The sequence below is a fragment of the Christiangramia sp. OXR-203 genome, from assembly GCF_034372165.1.
Taxonomy (GTDB): domain Bacteria; phylum Bacteroidota; class Bacteroidia; order Flavobacteriales; family Flavobacteriaceae; genus Christiangramia.
Genome location: NZ_CP139698.1, coordinates 2,873,527 through 2,890,164, shown reverse-complemented (window position 1 = coordinate 2,890,164; position 16,638 = coordinate 2,873,527). Strand labels below are relative to the sequence as shown.

Genomic DNA, 16,638 nt, shown 5'->3' with positions numbered 1-16,638 from the left:
TTAAAATCGCGAAAATAGCTCAGTTGGTAGAGCGCCACCTTGCCAAGGTGGAGGTCGCGGGTTCGAATCCCGTTTTTCGCTCAATTATAATTTTAAGCTCGGGTGGTGGAATTGGTAGACACGTTGGACTTAAAATCCAATGACCATTAGGTCGTACGGGTTCAAGTCCCGTCCCGAGTACTAAAGCCCTCTTAGTCTGTTGATTTTGAGGGTTTTTTAATCCATTTTTTCCATACAGAATTCCATGGTTTGTTGAATCTGAAACCGAATTAATTGAAATTTCAGTTATTTATCAAAAAAGTGAATTATACTAATAATAAACTAGAAGTGATTTCAACCTTGATTTAAAAAAGGAGCTCGAGTTTCAATATTATAAATAATTCAATTTAAAATCAATGTCTTTCACGTAATTGCTATCTCTTATCCGGAATAAATCTGTCCAGCTCACGTTGCCATTGAGAAGTCTGTATTACTTTCAAAATAGAACAATTTAGATCTTCGCGTAAATTAATTTTATTACGAATACCCATGGCATATAAACGAGGATTTAGTAAGATAGGTTGAACACGAAGACTGAGAGCTGCATCGCTGTTTATATAATAATTAAGCTGCGGAATATTATGCAGGATGACATCGGCCTTTCTGGAGTTTACAAGCTGTAGACCATCTTTAAGATCAGAAACCTTTTGAAAACTTACTCTTTCTTCTTCTAAATATGTGGATGCTTTTGATTCCTGCAACGCAAGTACTTTCATGTCTTTAAGGTCGGTAGGGATTGCCAGTTTTTTACTGGAAGAACTGCCCATCACCGCGCTTACTAAAGATGCAGTTAGAACCGCCGTGACAGCCATGGCGATAAGCATCCAGAAAAGTGCGATGACTCTGCCCCAAAAAGTTACCGGAGCCTTATCACCATATCCAATTGTAGTCATAGTTACACCTGCCCACCAAAAACCTGAACCTATACCTTTTATGATTGAACGTTCGCCTCCAAAATTTTCATCGTTGCTTCTGCGCTCTACAAAATACATGATGGTTCCTACGATTAGCAACAATACAGAAAGTATTAAAACTATGATCCAGAATCTTTTACTGAAAAAACTTTTAATAATGGCTCCAAGATCCATTGCCGGGGAGGTCGCTGCTCCCATATTCGCAGTATAATAGATATGACTAAAGTCTACCAGGCTGTCCTCCTTTGTAGTTAGTTCACTTAAAAGTAAAATATCGACCTGTTTATCTTTTAGACTACTATTTGCTAATTCCGGATCTATTTCCTGGAAATCGAAACTATAATTTAAATCATTGGCAACATTTCTCCAAAGTCGGATGCTAATGCCATCCCAATTTCCATTATTATCCTTGAACATATAAGGTGTTTGTTCAAAAACGCCTACCTGAAGTTGCTCTATTTTCTTATCGGTGGAATCCTGCGGAATATTACTGGCTATCATAAAACCTGGAAGCATTAGGAGTACGCCCCCTATATGTGATGAAATATTAAAGCGTGTCATTTAAATTATTATAAATTTCATATTTAAGATATCGCATAAGCCTCTAGATTCTCGGAATTTTTCGTTAAAATTCACAATAGCTTAAAAGAACAAGATTGAATGTTAGTAATTTGAGTAGCATTACTTTCTGCTGAAATGAAATTATTACATTCTGAAATTTGCAACTCTTGTCGGGACTTAGACTATTTTCTATTTAAGCTACAGAATGTCTTATGAGTCGACTTAGTATTATTAGAAGACCTCTAGCAGAGGTAGTTTTCAGAATCGGTTATAGTAATTGAGATCATATTATATATTAGATTCCTGAGTTGAAATCTCGAATTTTTATTGGCTTATTATATAATTTTCAAGGATTATTTCAATTTATCTGAAAACTAGCAAAGTACAAGCGTGATTTTTATTAAATTCAGAAATCTTAACAAAAACATTAATTATATGACAAACGTCAGATTTAATATGAAGGCTTTAGCGCTTTCATTTACATTTTTGGCTGCAGTATCCTGTAAGGTTAAGGATACTCCGCAGAATACTTCCGCAGGACCAGATCAGACCAAGGTGGAACAGGACACGGTGAAAGCCGAGGCAAGTGCAGACCTGAGTCTTGAATTCAAAAAGTATGAGCTGGAAAACGGCTTGAATGTTATTCTACACGAGGATAAATCAGATCCTATTGTTTCCGTAGCGATTCAATATGGTGTTGGCTCTAACCGTGAGAAGAAGGGTAGAACAGGGTTTGCCCATTTGTTTGAGCATATGCTGTTTCAGGAATCTGAAAATGTTCCGCAGGATCAGTTTTTCAAAACAATACAGGATGTTGGCGGTACTTTAAACGGGGGAACCTGGCAGGATGGGACGATTTATTATGAAGTAGTTCCTAAAAATGCTCTGGAAACAGTGCTTTGGTTGGAGTCTGATAGAATGGGCTTTTTAATCAATACAGTAACCGAAGCAGCTTTTGCCAATCAGCAGGAAGTGGTTCAGAATGAAAAAAGACAACGTGTAGATAATAATCCTTATGGGCATACCGGATGGGTAATAGATAAAAATATGTACCCTGATGGTCACCCTTATAGCTGGCAGGTGATTGGAGAACTTGAAGATCTTCAGAATGCTACAGTTGAGGATGTCAAGGAGTTTTATGACAAATTTTATGGTCCTAATAATGCTACGCTAGTATTAGCCGGAGATTTTGAAGAGGATGAGGCCAGAGAACTTATTGAAAAATATTTTGGGGAGATCAAAAAAGGTCAGGAAGTCGAACCATTAGAAACTCAATTGGTGACGCTTGATGAAACCAAGCGTTTATATCACGAAGATAATTTTGCTACCGCACCGCAATTAAATATGGTATGGCCTGTTGTTGAACAGTACAATGAAGATTCTTATGCGCTAAATTATCTTGGGCAAATTCTATATAATGGGAAAGATGCACCATTATACGAAGTGCTTGTAAAGGAGAGAGAACTTACTTCTCGCGCCAATGCGTATAATAGTCCGAGTCAATTAGCGGGTCAGTTTACTATTAACGTGACGGCAAATTCAGGAGTAGATCTTGATAATATTGAAATGGGTATTGAAGAGGCTCTTGAACTTTTCGAACAAGAGGGAGTTACAGATTTTGATATTGAAAAGATCAAAGCAGGATTAGAAACAGATTTCTATAACGGTATTAGCAGTGTTCTTGGAAAATCTTTCCAGTTAGCTCGCTATGATGTTCTTGCTGGTGATCCTAATTTCTATAAGCAGGATCTGGAAAACATTAAAAATGTGACCAAAGAGGACGTAATGCGAGTCTATACTGAATATATCAAGGACAAGCCTTATGTAATGACCAGTTTTGTGCCGAAGGGTAAAACCGAATTAATTGCTGAAAATTCTGAAAAAGCCCAGGTTGTAGAAGAGAAGATTACTGAGAATAAAGAAACTGAAGTAGCAGAAACTTCTACTGAAGAAGTCGAAAAAACTCCTTCAAATTTTGACAGATCTGTGCAACCGGAAATGGGTGAATCTCCTAGTCTCAGTGTACCTGAAGCGTGGAATACGGAGCTGGCAAATGGTTTAGAAGTTTACGGAATCGAACAGAATGAATTACCACTGGTAACTTTTAGTTTGGTTATAGAAGGCGGACATTTACTGGATGATCTTGAAAACAATGGTGTTGCTAATTTAATGAGCGATATCATGATGGAAGGAACAGCTAACAAAACTCCGCAGGAAATTGAGGACGCCATCGCGCTACTTGGTGCGAGCATTTATATGTATACTACCAATGAATCTATCGTAATTCGCGGAAACTCTCTGAAAAGAAATTTTTCAAAAACCATGGATCTGGTGGAAGAAATTCTATTGGAACCAAGATGGGATGAAGAAGAATTAGCAAGGATTAAAACCAGTACTATCAATGGGATAGAAAGAAATGATGCAAACCCTAATGCCATTGCAAACAGGGTTTACAATAAAATTCTTTATGGTGAAGATCATCCATTCGCTTATACTACTTCAGGTACAAAAGTAGATGTGGAAGCGGTTAGTATGGAAGATCTGAAAGAATTCTATGCTAAAAACTTCTCACCTTCTGTGGCAAGATTACATGTAGTTGGTGATGTAAATAAAGCTGAAGCTTTGGCGGCTGCTGAAGGTCTTAAGAATAACTGGGAAGCGAAAGAAGTCAATATTCCTGATTTTCAAATTCAGAATAATCGTGAAAAGGCATCTCTCTATTTTGTAGATGTTCGAGACGCGAAGCAATCCATTATTAATATTGGTTACATTGCGATTCCAAGAACTAACGAGGATTACTATCCTTTAGAAGTAATGAACTACAAATTAGGAGGATCCTTTTCCGGAAATGTAAACCTTATTCTTAGAGAAGAAAAAGGCTACACTTATGGAGCACGATCAGGATTTAGTGGATCAAAAATTCCAGGAACCTTTACGGCATCGTCTTCGGTTAGAACAAATACTACAGGAGAATCGGTAAAGATCTTCAGAGATGAAATTTCTAAGTATAAAGATGGGATTTCTCAGGAAGACCTGCAATTCACGAAAAATGCACTGATTAAGTCAAATGCTCGCCGATTTGAAACTCAAGGATCGCTTTTAGGAATGTTACAAGAAATGAGTGCCTATGATCTTGATTCAAATTATATTGAGAAAGAAGAAAATATTGTTAATAACATGACATTGGAGCAACATCAGGAATTGGCGAAAAAGTATCTGGATGAGTCAAAAATGGCCTATCTGGTTGTTGGAGATGCAAAGACTCAGTTTGAACAATTCAAAGATATGGGCTTTGATGAAGTAAAACTTTTGAATAAAGAAGGTGAAGAAATTAAAATGGAAGACGTAAAATAATCTCAGCTTTTATTTCTGAATAGAAAAACCTGCCTAATCTGGCAGGTTTATTTGTTTTTAGTTGGATGTTCAGATAATGTGTGCTTGTAAAGAGAAGGCTTGCAGTAAAACTTGGAATCTAATCCTTTATTTTACTGCTTTTACATTTGTGATTTTAATACCTATAAATTGTAAATATATATATATCTAAAATAACTTGATTCCAGTTCTTTTAATTCAAGATCTGTGCAACTCTAAATCAATACTATTTCAGCATCTTTATCAGAGTCTGATCAGGTTTTCGTGGTTATTATCCAATGGCAATTAATTGCATACACAACCCTTTATCCTTTTTAATTAGCGTTTCACAGAAGTTAAAATTAAGATTTCTTTAGGAAATGATGTTTAACTTCTTTTAATTAGTATTACTCGAAAGTTAAAGACTTGTTAACATGAAGCAAAACACATATACCCTAAATAATCTACAGGATGGTATCATGGCGACAGACCTGAGACAAAGCACATCCATAGATTTTATTAATACGTTGAGAGAAAAGCGACTTATATATATTAACGACCGCGGACAGGTTTATCTTACCAATAAGGGTAAACTTGCCAACAGGTTGGGATTTCAGCGGTATTTCAAACTGGAAAAGGAGCAGCAGGAATTGTTTGAGCAGGAGCTGGAAACCATTCAGGTTGAGAATAGAGGTCTTCTTATGATTTTCTCAGGAATGATTATTAGTCTCCTCCTCATCATCGCGTTTTGGGTGCTGGAACTTCAAAGTTTATAAATTTAATCCGTAGTTTAAAAACAGTAATATTTTACCGAATTATATCAAGTGATTTTCACCTAGTAAGATAAATTGCCGGATGAAATTTTACTATCTCAGTAAACAAACTAATAGCAATGGCGTTATGTCGATCCATGCAGATAGTTGTTCGCAATTGCCTTCAGTTTTTGAACGAGTGTATCTGGGAATATATGATAATAGCAGGCTTGCTTCTGAAGCAGCTTTGTTGAAATTTCAGGTTTTGAACCTTGATACCTGTAAATGCTGTATATAATCTAATTTTTGCATTTCAATTTAATCTATGTTACAGACATTTTCATAGATGGATACTAGATGAGATCGTAGTGAAGGTTTCAGAGTTACAATCTTCCTGATTTAGATCCTCTTCGGAACAATTCAAACCTTAATTCCTTTCAGAAAGAAATACACATCTGTATCAGGAGTGCATTTCTAAGATATTTTTTAAATCTTCTATCTATTTGTACTTCCGGGCTTTTCTCTAATTTATACTTCAGCACATTTAATTGTACCTTTAGATTAAAATTTGCTAAAATAAATGTCAGGACATAATCATGGTTGTTGCAAGCCACATAACGACGGTATTTTTGGAGAAAGAACGGAATTAATATTTGCTATTTTAAGCGGCGTATTTCTCATAGTTGGATATTTACTTCTACAGTTTTCAGATTTTGATTTTGTTTATGCATTAGTTCCATTCTTGCTTTCATATTTTTTTGGTGGATTATTTACCGCTAAAGAGGCTTTCGAAGAAATATCGAAAGCTAGATTTGAAATTGATTTTTTAATGTTGGTAGCCGCTATTGGCGCAGCATTTCTAGACAAGTGGGCTGAAGGTGGATTGCTTTTATTCCTGTTCAGTCTAGGTCATGCACTTGAGCATCTCGCTATGGATAAAGCTCAGAAATCTATTGAAGCTCTTACAAAACTAGCTCCCAAGGTAGCCTTGAAGAAAATTGATGGTGAGTTCAGGGAAGTGAGCCTGGAAAATCTAGAGGTGGGCGATATTCTACGGATAAGACCTAATTCAACCGTGCCGGCAGATAGCATTTTAATCCATGGAAGAACGAACATTAATCAAGCTCCAATTACAGGAGAAAGTATTCCTGTAGACAAAGAACCTATACAGGAGGAAGGTATAGATTATAATAATACCACTTCCATTCCCGATAAACACCGTGCTTTTGCTGGAACGATCAATGGAGATGCCACGATAGAGGTGAAGGTGATAAGGAAGGCGGAAGATTCCACGCTGAGCAGGCTTATTGAAATGGTGCAGCAGGCGCAGGATAAAAAGTCTCCAACCCAATTGCTAACAGATAAATTTGAAAAGTTTTACGTACCGGCGGTACTTATTCTTATTCTAATTCTGAACCTGGCGTTTCTGGTCATTGATGAACCATGGTCCGCTAGTTTTTACAGGTCTATGGCTGCTTTGGTGGCTGCAAGTCCCTGTGCCCTCGCGATATCCACACCTTCCGCAGTATTAAGTGGAATTGCTCGTGCCGCGAAAGGTGGTGTCTTATTCAAAGGTGGTAAACCTTTGGAAGATCTTGGGACCTTGAAAACTTTGGCTTTTGATAAAACCGGTACGCTTACTGAGGGGAAACCAAAACTAACAGATGTTATTTTGCTGAATAATTCTTCGGAAGCTGAATTACTTTCAGAAGTGATTGCTTTGGAAAATACAAGTAATCATCCGCTTGCCAAAGCCATAGTTCGTGATGGACGCGCAAAACTGCCAGTAGAATATCAAATACCTCAATTATCTGCTTCTGAAGCAATTCAGGGAAAAGGTATAAGTGGTCACATTAATGGGAATCAAATATCTATTGGGAACCTGGAACTATTTGAAGGTGAGAAGCACCTTGATTCAAATCTGGTTAAAAGGATCAAAGACCTGGAAAGAGATGGGAAAACTACCATGTTAGTGAAATCTGGAGATCATTTTAGTGGGATTCTGGGATTGATGGATGAGCCCAGGGAATCTGCCAGGCCTACCTTATCACGTTTAAGAGAATTGGGTATAAAGGAAATGGTGATGCTTACCGGTGATAATCAATTTGTAGCAAATGCGGTCGCTAAAGAAATTGGTCTCACTAAAGCTTATGGTAGTTTATTGCCTGAAGAAAAAGTCGATAAGATTCGAAAACTTAGCAGCGGGAAGGCCAAAGTTGCCATGATAGGGGATGGCGTTAATGATGCTCCGGCGATGGCAAATAGCACGGTAGGAATTGCGATGGGTGCAGCAGGGAGTGATGTTGCGCTTGAGACTGCAGATGTCGCTCTTATGGCAGATAGACTTGAATTGCTTCCATTCGCAATAGGTTTGAGCCGTAAAGCGCATAACATCGTAAAACAGAATTTATGGATCAGTCTGGGTGTAGTGGCTTTGCTACTTCCGGCGACGATCTTTGGTTGGGCCAATATTGGGGTGGCGGTGGTTTTCCATGAAGGCTCAACCCTTGTTGTGGTATTAAATGCACTTAGACTTCTGGGTTACAAATCTGAATAGAATTTTTAAGTTCTTCAGTTTTATAGACTATGATTTCCTTACGCAATGGGATAAGGCATGTTCGGACATGACCAACAGTACCTACGTAAATTTAATTCAATAATTTTCTCAATTCCGAGGAAAGATTCCATTTATTATTATAAATTTGGAATAATTCCAATATTAATAGTTTATGGGTACACCGGGATCGATTGAAATTAAGCATTTTAAAGAAGTTCGTGAAGAGCATAATTATACTCAAACAGAATTTGCTACGCTATTGGGTATAAAAAATTCAACTGCAGATATAGAACGTGGCCGTACGAAGCTTTCAGGTAAAGTAGTGGCTGAATTGCTTAGGCAATTCGCGATCAATCCATTATGGCTGTTTGGAGACAGCGGGCAGAAGTATCTTAAGATCAGTAAAGGAGATGTAAGTCCAAAAGTTGTTACCGTAGATAATGCCGATAACGAAAATATAGTTCTTGTAAACCAGAAGGCGGCTGCAGGGTATCCTCACAACGTACAGGATGTGGAATGGTATAATCAACTTCCAGCTTTTGATATTCCTTTACCAGAATTTAGAAATGCGACCTACCGTGGTTTCCAGATCGAGGGAGATAGTATGTTGCCAGATTATCGTCCGGGAGAATGGGTGATGGGAAAAGCTGTTGCTAGCATAGAAGAAGCCAGTAACAATAAAGTATACGTGATCGTAATGTATGACTCGGTATTGGTAAAGAAGATACAGAAAATGCCTGATCCTTCGAAAGTTTTGTTGATATCACTCAATGAAGAATATTTACCTTTAGAGATCAATGTGCACGATATTCAGGAGATCTGGCAGGTAAATTCTAAACTTACTTTCAACCTGGACAATCCAACAAATAATGGGCTTTTTCAGGAACTTCAACAATCAATGAACGAGTTAAAAAGAGAATTAAAATCTTTTAAACATTAAAAAAGCCCCATCTAATTTAGAGAGGGCTTTTAAAACTTATTTTATTAAGGACTAGTAGTCGTCGTTTCCTTCAACCTCGTCTTCGACATCCTGAGCTGCATTCTCTACCGCATCTCCAGCGTCGTTAGCTGCATTTTCTACTGCATCACCAGCATCATTAGCTGCATTTTCGATGTCATTTCCTGCATCGTCCATGTCATCCATATCATCCATGTCGTCCATATCATCAGACTCCATTTGCTCCATATCATCAGTCTCATTCTCGTTAGTTTCTCTACAAGAAGTAAAGAATAAACTTGTTGACAGTGCTAAAGCAAGCATTAAAATCGGTTTTTTCATAATTTGATTATTTAGTTATTAGTAGTTTTAGTAATTCAATGTATTAAAATTCGAGATTTATTACTAATTGTCGTCTCCAATTTTTTCTATTTCTTCGTCGATTTCCTTATTTACTTCATTATCAACTTTTTTAGCTGTTCGCTCAAGAATCCCTTCTCGTTCATCAGCTTCTTCAGGTGATTTAACCTGCTTTTCAACTTCTACTTCCTTGACGATGGTTTCCTTTTCTGCTTCTTGTCTACATGATGTGAATAAAACAGAACTAGTCATTAATGCAACCGCAAGGATTGATAAACGTCTCATTTGTATTTATTTAGTTGTTAATACTGGTCGAAATTACAACTATAAACAATTGTGCGAATTATTTTTACTTTTTTTTAGCAATGTTTGTTAATCCTCCGTTCTCTGCTACTCTTAAATGGGATTCTAAAATTCTGGTAGCCCCTGTATTACTGTTAATAAAGTGCCCTGCGATCATTCCGCTCTTTTTTCTAAAGTCAGGATTGCTTATGAGTTTGTCCATAATCTCTTCAAATTCTTCGGAATTTTTAACAGAAAACAATCCTGCTAATTGTCTTAATCGTGCCGCTTCCGGAAATTTATCGTAATTCGATCCAATGATTATTGGAATTCCGAAGGTAGCTGGTTCCAGAATATTATGTAAGCCCGTCGAACCTGCACCACCACCAATATAGGCAATGTCTGCATAACTGTACACTCTTCCAAGGTAGCCAATCGTATCCAGAATAAAAACATTGAAATCTTCAATATTAGCCCTCTTCATTTCTGAAAACTGCAGCACCGGTTGTTTTATTTTATCGCTTAAAGTTTGAATTTTTTCAGCTTTAATCTCATGCGGTGCAATCAGGAACTTTTGTTCAGGATGTTTATTTATATAGTCAATAAAAAGGTTTTCATCTTCTGGCCAGCTACTACCAAATACTGTCAAAAGCTGGTTAGCCTTAAAATCTTCAATAAATTCTATACGGTTGTCTTGAGTGATCTGAGCTGCAACCCTGTCGAACCTTGTGTCTCCTGCAACAGTTGTATTCTCAAAACCTATTTTGCTCAATAATTCTGCAGATTCCTCGTTTTGAACAAAGAAGTGATCGAAAGCCTGCAAAGAATTGATCATCCATTTTCCGTAGAATTTAAAAAAACTTTGATTTTGACGAAACACACCAGAAACCAGGTATGTGGGAATATTACGATCTTTAAGACCCATTAAAAGATTTGGCCAGAAATCATATTTGATGAAGAACGCCATTTTCGGATTTATAAGTTCAAGAAACTTTTGTGCATAATACTTAGTATCCAGTGGGAGGTAGGTGAAGATATCCACCAACTCATGCTTTTTCTTATTGTTAAAACCCGAAGGAGAGAAGAAGCTAACGATTATCTTTTCTGAAGGATATTCATCTTTCAGCATTTTAAGGACCGGTACTCCCATTTCAAACTCTCCAAGTGAAGCTGCATGTATCCATATATACTGGGATTCTGGCTGTAGCAATTTTTCAAGACGTGGAAACAGATCTTTTCTTCCATCTGAAAATTCCTTCAGTTTTGGACTGAATTTTCCAGCTATTGAAATTACCGGCTGGCTGAAATTTATAAGTGAGTTATAGAGAGATTGCATGAATGTAAATCTGATTTCAAAAATAGCCGTTTGTGATTAAAGTGATTGCCAGTAGATGCTATATTTTGTATTTTCGTGAACCTGAAAAAAAATGCAGATGAAAAAGATTCAAATGGTTGATCTTAAAGGTCAGTTCGAAGGTATAAAAAACGAAGTAAATGCTTCTTTCCAGGAAATCATGGAAGAAACATCTTTTATCAATGGCCCTCATGTGCATGCATTTCAGAAGGATCTTGAAGAATATCTGCGTGTAAAGCACGTCATTCCTTGTGCAAACGGAACCGATGCTTTACAAATAGCTATGATGGGACTGGGACTAAAACCAGGCGATGAGGTCATAACTGCTGACTTTACATTTGCCGCTACTGTGGAAGTTATTGCCTTACTTCAGCTAACTCCAGTGCTAGTGGACGTAGATCCCGAAACTTATAATATTGATCCTGACAAAATTCGAAAGGCGATTACACCAAAAACCCGTGCTATCGTACCTGTGCATTTATTCGGACAGGTGGCAAATATGGATGTGGTGATGGAGATCGCTAAAGAGCATGATCTTTTTGTTATTGAAGACAACGCACAGGCTATAGGAGCTAATTACCATACCAGGGAAGCCCAGACGTTCAAAGCTGGAACCATGGGTGATGTGGGAGCTACTTCATTTTTTCCAAGCAAGAATTTAGGATGTTATGGTGATGGTGGCGCTATTTTTACGAATAATGATGAACTGGCACATACAATTAGAGGTATTGTAAATCATGGTATGTATGAGCGCTACCATCACGATGTGGTTGGGGTGAACTCGAGATTAGATAGTTTACAGGCCGCAGTATTAAAAGCTAAATTACCAAAGCTGGATATTTACAACGAAGCGAGGAAGGCAGCTGCTTTCAAATACTCAGAGGCATTTAGAGGTCATGAGCAAATTGTCACGCCTTACCGCGAAGGTGACTGTGACACTCATGTTTTTCACCAGTATACTCTAAGGATTCTTAATGGCAAGAGGGATGCACTGGCAAAACACCTACAGGAGAAAGGCCTTCCCTTCGGAATTTACTATCCAATTCCATTACATAAGCAAAAAGCTTATGCCGATGAGCGTTATAATGAAGCAGATTTCCCTGTGACCAACAGACTTGTGCAGGAAGTGATCTCACTACCTATGCACACGGAGCTTGATGATGAGCAAATTGATTATCTTACAGGAACAATAATCGATTTTCTAAAATAATCTCATGAAAAACTTTCTTCTAATAGCATTCGCTGTTTTGTTCAGTTTGAACTTAATGGCCCAACAAACCTATATCCACGCTGGAAAATTGATCGATACTAAAAATTCTAAAGTACTGGAAGAGCAAACCATCATTATTAAAGGTAATAGGATCTCTTCCGTAGAGAAAGGTTTTAAAAAACCTTCCAGTGACAGCATTGAGGTTATTGATCTCAAGAGTAAAACGGTTCTTCCCGGGCTTACCGATATGCATGTACATATGGAGGGCGAATCCAATCCAGGTGAGTATTTAGAAAGCTTTACTAATAACCCGGCGGATAATGCCTTCAACGCTGTAGGTTTTGCTGAAAAAACGCTAATAGCTGGTTTTACTTCTGTTCGGGATCTTGGAGGTTCTGGTATTAATATTTCTCTTCGGAATGCTATAAATAAGGGAAAGATAGCCGGTCCAAGAATTTTTACTGCTGGAAAAAGTCTCGCAACAACTGGTGGCCATGCCGATCCTACTAACGGAGTTAATGCTGAATTGATGGGAAATCCTGGACCGAAGGATGGTGTAGTGAATAGTCTGGAGGATGCAAGAAAGGCGGTTCGCCAACGCTATAAGAATGGAGCTGATCTTATCAAGATCACTGCTACCGGTGGAGTGCTTAGTGTTGCGAAGAGTAGTTCAAATCCGCAGTTTTTTACTGAAGAAATTGAAGAAATAGTTAAGACAGCTAAAGATTACGGTTTTCATGTGGCCGCTCACGCACATGGTGATGAGGGAATGCAGCGGGCAGTAAGAGCGGGAGTGAAAACCATAGAACATGGAACTTTAATGAGTGAAGAAACCATGGATCTTATGAAGCAGATGAATGCATACCTCGTACCTACCATCACCGCTGGAAAGGAAGTTACAGAAAATGCAGAGATCGAAGGATACTACCCGGAACTGGTAGTCCCTAAAGCTCAGGAGATAGGGCCCAAGATTCAAAATACATTTGCTATAGCATACAAGAGGGGAGTGCCTATTTTATTTGGTACAGATGCAGGTGTTTTCAAGCATGGAGAAAATGCTCGCGAATTTGAATATATGACCGAAGCCGGAATGCCAGTTATGGAAGCAATCATTTCAGCAACAATCACTCCCGCGAAAGTTTTGAATATGGAAAACGAAAGCGGAAAGATCGCAAGTGGTTTTTATGCAGATATCATTGCGGTAAACGAGGATCCCACTCAAAATGTTTCTACCCTAAAAGAAGTGGTATTTGTCATGAAAGAAGGAAAGGTGTACAAGCAAGAATAAAGATAATATTAGAACTAATAATTTAATTTAGATACTATGCGGTTTTAAATCTTAACTAGCTTAGTTAGATAACAAAAAAAGCCCGATCATTTGAGATCGGGCTTTTTTTGTATTAATCAGATGTGTTCTACTCTAATGTGGCAGAAGATGTCGTCATGCTTCTATTGATCTTCTTTACTAAACCCTGAAGTACTTTTCCAGGGCCAACTTCAACAAATTCATTAGCTCCGTCGCTGATCATATTCTGAACAGATTGAGTCCATTTAACTGGAGCAGTTAATTGAAAAACGAGGTTTTTCTTGATCTCTGAAGGATCGTTCACTGAAAATGTGCTTACATTCTGGTAGATAGGGCAAATAGGCTTGGAGAACTCCGTATTTTCAATAGCCTCGGCAAGATCCTTGCGCGCAGGTTCCATGAGTGGGGAATGAAACGCTCCGCCAACAGGAAGTATTAATGCGCGTTTAGCACCTCTCTCTTTTAAATTTTCACAGGCTTTTTCAACTGCAGGATAAGCTCCTGAAATTACTAACTGACCCGGACAATTATAATTTGCAGCAACTACCACGCCTTCAGTTTCAGCACAAATGGATTCTACCATCTCATCTTCCATTCCCAATACAGCAGCCATAGTGGATGGTTCCAGTTCACAAGCCTTTTGCATGGCTTTCGCTCTTTTAGCAACCAGCTCAAGACCATCTTCAAAACTCAAGGTTTTATTCGCCACCAAGGCTGAAAATTCCCCGAGTGAATGTCCTGCTACCATATCTGGCTTAAAATTATCACCTAAGATTTGACTTAATATTACCGAATGTATAAAAACGGCAGGTTGTGTAACTTTTGTCTGTTTTAAATCTTCCGCAGAACCCTCAAACATGATATCTGTAATAGAGAAGCCAAGGATATCATTTGCTTTTTCAAATAAAGCCTGTGCTTCTGGAGATTTTTCGTAAAGATCAAGACCCATTCCGGAGAATTGTGCTCCCTGACCTGGAAATACGTATGCTTTCATAAAGATTGTTTAGGGAAACAAAAATAGGGATAAATAGAAAGACCTCATAACGAAGTTTCGCTATGAGGTCTTATCTGAAAATCTTATGCTAATCAACTATACATTTAGCTTTCCTTTTTCGCCAATATCTTGCTTGTCACCAGTCACTGCAGCCATTCCTAGCTTGAACAAGGTCACCATTTTGCTATCCTTGTTATCCCAATAATAAGCTTCCTTTGGGTTTACTTTAATCGCAGTAATACTTGGATCATCTTCGCCATCAAACCATGCGTTATCTGCTTTTGAATATAATTCCTTAATCACATCTCTATTGGTCTCGATAAATGCTTCACCGTATACACTTAGAAACTCCATATCTGAAGTTCCGCTATATAGTAATTGAACATCTTTATCTTTTTCAATATCACGATTATGATCGCTATCATTTTTGCTTAAAAACCATACCGCTCCGTGATCATCTACTTCTTTAGTAGACATAGGAATTGCACTTAATGGTTTTTCATCCATGTTCGTAACCAGCATGCAGAAATCTACATTTTCTGCCAGTTCCTTTATTTTTTCTCTTGCCTTATCGTCGTATAAATTCTTAGTACTCATAGTAATTTTATTTTGAGTTGAAGATACTTTAGATACTAATGAAGCTGAGCTAAGGAACTGCTAAAAAAGAGGATAGTCTTGTTAAGAAATGTAAAATCAAGAGTATTTATGGATGATTTCTGTAACCTGCGACCTATAGCTAGTTCCAAAAACATTCAAATGCATAAGCAAATAATATAATTGCCAGAGCTCTATTCTTTGTTCCCAATCGTTTTCCAGAGGAAAATAATCTTGGTATGATGAAATCATTTGATCGTCAAAACCACCAAATAGCCTGGTCATGGCAATATCCATCTCTCTGGGTGCATAAGCTACCGCAGGGTCAATAATGCAGGGATGGCCATTGGCATCAACCAGGTAATTACCACCCCAGAGATCCCCATGAATCAACGAGGCTTTTTCCTTCGGAATAATGGATTCACAATTTTTGAAAAGACTGGAAGTATCAGGCAGGTCGTAACGTTTCTCTCTTGCCAACTTCAGTTGAGGTTCCAGACGCATTTCAGTATAAAAACTAATCGGGTCAGTACGATAGGAGTTTTGCTGCGGAAGACTGCCCAGGTAATTATCATGATCCAGACCATATTGATCATTTTGCACAGAATGTAATTGGGCTAATTGGTTTCCGAAGACTTGCCAGAAATCACGATTTTTAGTGCCTGTCGGGATATATTCTAATAGCAGGTATGAATGATCATCAAGAATAGCAGCTTCAAAGACTTTTGGAATTAGAAAAGCTCCAGGAGTAGCAAGTAATTCCAGGCCCTTTTTCTCTGCCTCGAACATCCCGGGAAATTTTAAAGCAGAATTAAGTTTAAGAACCAGGGATTGATCCTTACATTCTAATTTATAGACCTCATTGATATCTCCACCAGTAAGTGGCTTAAAACTATGGAGATTGAAGCTGTGTTTTTCAGCAATCCTCTCAATGAGATTTTTCCTGCTTTCTTTCATAGGTTAGATAGGTAAACGAGTAGTCGTGTTTTTCATCTTTATCATGAAACTGATCTTTGACTATTCCCCATTCACTTTTATCAATTTCCGGAAAATGTGTGTCGGCTTCAAACTCACCATGAACACGGGTCAGTTCAATTCTATCAGCATATTCCATTCCCATTTTGTAAATTTCACCACCTCCAATTATAAAAGCCTGATCATCCAGTTTTGAAACTTTTAAAGCCTCTTCCATAGAATGCACTACAATAGTATTTTCCGGAGAGTAATCTTCCTTTCGAGTAATGATCACGTGCGTTCTGTCGGGAAGTAATTTTGGAAAAGACTCGAAAGTTTTACGACCCATAATAATATGATGCCCGGAGGTAAGTCGTTTAAATCTTTTGAAATCGTCTGGAAGATGCCATACAAGATCGTTATCCTTGCCTAGTGCATTGTTTTCTGCTGCCGCAGCAATCATTGTGATCATA

At 37.9% G+C, this 16,638-nt stretch carries 14 protein-coding genes and 2 tRNA genes; 8 read left to right on the top strand and 8 right to left on the bottom strand.

Annotated elements, in window-relative coordinates; genetic code table 11:
• Positions 1-8 precede the first annotated feature (8 nt).
• Together T8I65_RS13325 and T8I65_RS13320 are read left to right on the top strand one after the other, a co-directional pair.
• A tRNA-Gly gene (locus tag T8I65_RS13325) sits at positions 9-81 on the top strand.
• Positions 82-96: 15 nt separating this feature from the next.
• A tRNA-Leu gene (locus T8I65_RS13320) sits at positions 97-180 on the top strand.
• 233 nt (positions 181-413) lie between these two features.
• Here T8I65_RS13320 and T8I65_RS13315 read toward each other — a convergent pair.
• Positions 414-1,514 carry an ion channel gene (locus tag T8I65_RS13315; protein WP_322301060.1) on the bottom strand — a complete coding sequence of 367 codons (1,101 nt, stop codon included), beginning with the start codon at positions 1,512-1,514 and terminating at the stop codon, positions 414-416.
• Between the two features lie 435 nt (positions 1,515-1,949).
• Here T8I65_RS13315 and T8I65_RS13310 point away from each other — a divergent pair, with 435 nt between their 5' ends.
• The 4 genes from T8I65_RS13310 (at position 1,950) to T8I65_RS13295 (ending at position 9,114) form a co-directional block, all read left to right on the top strand.
• Entirely contained in the window at positions 1,950-4,868 is a 2,919-nt protein-coding gene (locus T8I65_RS13310; protein WP_322301059.1) for a pitrilysin family protein, read from the top strand.
• Between the two features lie 431 nt (positions 4,869-5,299).
• A complete protein-coding gene (locus tag T8I65_RS13305) occupies positions 5,300-5,641 on the top strand; it encodes a hypothetical protein (protein ID WP_322301058.1) in 342 nt (113 codons plus the stop codon).
• A 556-nt stretch (positions 5,642-6,197) separates the two neighbouring features.
• On the top strand, positions 6,198-8,174 hold the full coding sequence (locus T8I65_RS13300; RefSeq protein ID WP_322301057.1) for a heavy metal translocating P-type ATPase: 1,977 nt from the start codon (positions 6,198-6,200) through the stop codon (positions 8,172-8,174).
• A 172-nt stretch (positions 8,175-8,346) separates the two neighbouring features.
• Positions 8,347-9,114, top strand: a complete 768-nt coding sequence (locus T8I65_RS13295) for a LexA family transcriptional regulator (protein WP_026914243.1) — start codon at positions 8,347-8,349, stop codon at positions 9,112-9,114.
• A 51-nt stretch (positions 9,115-9,165) separates the two neighbouring features.
• On the opposite strand, the gene T8I65_RS13290 is transcribed toward T8I65_RS13295, so the two are convergent.
• The 3 genes from T8I65_RS13290 to T8I65_RS13280 all read right to left on the bottom strand — a co-directional run bounded on the left by T8I65_RS13290 (position 9,166) and on the right by T8I65_RS13280 (position 11,089).
• Complete coding sequence (locus T8I65_RS13290) at positions 9,166-9,435, bottom strand: hypothetical protein (protein WP_322301056.1); 270 nt, start codon at positions 9,433-9,435, stop codon at positions 9,166-9,168.
• Positions 9,436-9,516: 81 nt separating this feature from the next.
• Positions 9,517-9,756: a hypothetical protein gene (locus T8I65_RS13285; RefSeq protein ID WP_322301055.1), complete on the bottom strand. Its 240-nt coding sequence runs from the start codon at positions 9,754-9,756 to the stop codon at positions 9,517-9,519.
• Positions 9,757-9,820: 64 nt separating this feature from the next.
• Entirely contained in the window at positions 9,821-11,089 is a 1,269-nt protein-coding gene (locus tag T8I65_RS13280; RefSeq protein WP_322301054.1) for a 3-deoxy-D-manno-octulosonic acid transferase, read from the bottom strand.
• Positions 11,090-11,186: 97 nt separating this feature from the next.
• Between T8I65_RS13280 and T8I65_RS13275 the strand changes: the two genes are divergently transcribed.
• Positions 11,187-12,317: a DegT/DnrJ/EryC1/StrS family aminotransferase gene (locus T8I65_RS13275; protein ID WP_322301053.1), complete on the top strand. Its 1,131-nt coding sequence runs from the start codon at positions 11,187-11,189 to the stop codon at positions 12,315-12,317.
• A gap of 4 nt (positions 12,318-12,321) precedes the next feature.
• Positions 12,322-13,605: an amidohydrolase family protein gene (locus tag T8I65_RS13270; protein ID WP_322301052.1), complete on the top strand. Its 1,284-nt coding sequence runs from the start codon at positions 12,322-12,324 to the stop codon at positions 13,603-13,605.
• A 127-nt stretch (positions 13,606-13,732) separates the two neighbouring features.
• Here T8I65_RS13270 and fabD read toward each other — a convergent pair whose 3' ends face one another.
• From fabD to T8I65_RS13250, 4 genes are all read right to left on the bottom strand, one after another.
• On the bottom strand, positions 13,733-14,617 hold the full coding sequence (gene fabD / locus T8I65_RS13265) for an ACP S-malonyltransferase (RefSeq protein WP_322301051.1): 885 nt from the start codon (positions 14,615-14,617) through the stop codon (positions 13,733-13,735).
• Positions 14,618-14,713: 96 nt separating this feature from the next.
• Positions 14,714-15,214 carry a pyridoxamine 5'-phosphate oxidase family protein gene (locus T8I65_RS13260; RefSeq protein ID WP_141878633.1) on the bottom strand — a complete coding sequence of 167 codons (501 nt, stop codon included), beginning with the start codon at positions 15,212-15,214 and terminating at the stop codon, positions 14,714-14,716.
• A gap of 96 nt (positions 15,215-15,310) precedes the next feature.
• Positions 15,311-16,168, bottom strand: coding sequence for a fructosamine kinase family protein (locus T8I65_RS13255; RefSeq protein ID WP_322301050.1), 858 nt, complete (start codon positions 16,166-16,168; stop codon positions 15,311-15,313).
• Entirely contained in the window at positions 16,140-16,637 is a 498-nt protein-coding gene (locus tag T8I65_RS13250; RefSeq protein ID WP_322301049.1) for a dihydrofolate reductase, read from the bottom strand. The genes T8I65_RS13255 and T8I65_RS13250 overlap by 29 nt, the downstream gene beginning before the upstream one ends.
• Position 16,638 lies beyond the last annotated feature (1 nt).